Source organism: Caldisericum insulae (genome assembly GCF_047785965.1).
GTDB classification, from domain to species: Bacteria; Caldisericota; Caldisericia; order Caldisericales; family Caldisericaceae; genus Caldisericum; species Caldisericum exile_A.
Genome location: NZ_JBLOBF010000035.1, coordinates 1 through 821, shown reverse-complemented (window position 1 = coordinate 821; position 821 = coordinate 1). Strand labels below are relative to the sequence as shown.

Genomic DNA, 821 nt, shown 5'->3' with positions numbered 1-821 from the left:
GATTTAAAGAGGCCAGATTCACTACCAATGTATAGAACGTTGGGATTTTTGGGGTCAACTGCAATAGCAAAGGTATTTATATATGAAACCGGTGGCAAAGAAGTGCGTTTCCATGTTTTCCCAAAATCAAGAGAGAAAGAGATGCCTCCTAAGTCGTCAAAGCAATAAACAATCGCTGGATTTTTGGGAACGATGAGAAAACCTCCAAGAACTTTTTCCCAACTATTGCCACCATCTTCAGACCGCTCGTTAAATGGCGAAGTAGAAGGAAGTTGTTTGAGAAGTACCTTAGGATTCGAAGGGTTGGCGAAGATATCTGATTCCCCATGAATAGATAACGTATACATACGATCGATGTCTTCAATTTTCTTGGTTGGGTCTTCTTTCCAATGGTCTCCTCCATCTTCGGATTTCCATACCTTATTGGCTTGTAATCCATGTTCCTTGGTTTTGTAAACATCAACTACATATATGACATCACTATCTTTTGAGTCTATCACGATAGCATCAATATAACCATCCTTAATCTTTTCCCAGTGAGAGGTTTTCCATTGCATAAATTCTTCTTTCTTGTTACATCCAAAGAAGCCTGGTAAAGTAATAGACATTATTACTATTAGTACTATTACAGCTTTTTTCGTCATTTCGTTGTACCATCTAGCATTGATAAAGAATAAAAGGAAACATAGTTATGAACAGTATAAAAGCCACAACTGTAACTGTAGTATCCTGTTATAGTATAAAGATAGTGACGCCTATCATTATTATGTTGGCTTAATGCGCGATTTATAGTGTCATTTTGTACAATCATCGCAACATGC

1 protein-coding gene is annotated in these 821 nt (G+C 37.0%); it reads right to left on the bottom strand.

The features are described 5' to 3' along the window. The coding region (locus ACMV0E_RS08080) for a WD40/YVTN/BNR-like repeat-containing protein (RefSeq protein ID WP_416085871.1) at nt 1–644 on the bottom strand (644 nt) is incomplete at its 3' end. Nucleotides 645–821 lie beyond the last annotated feature (177 nt).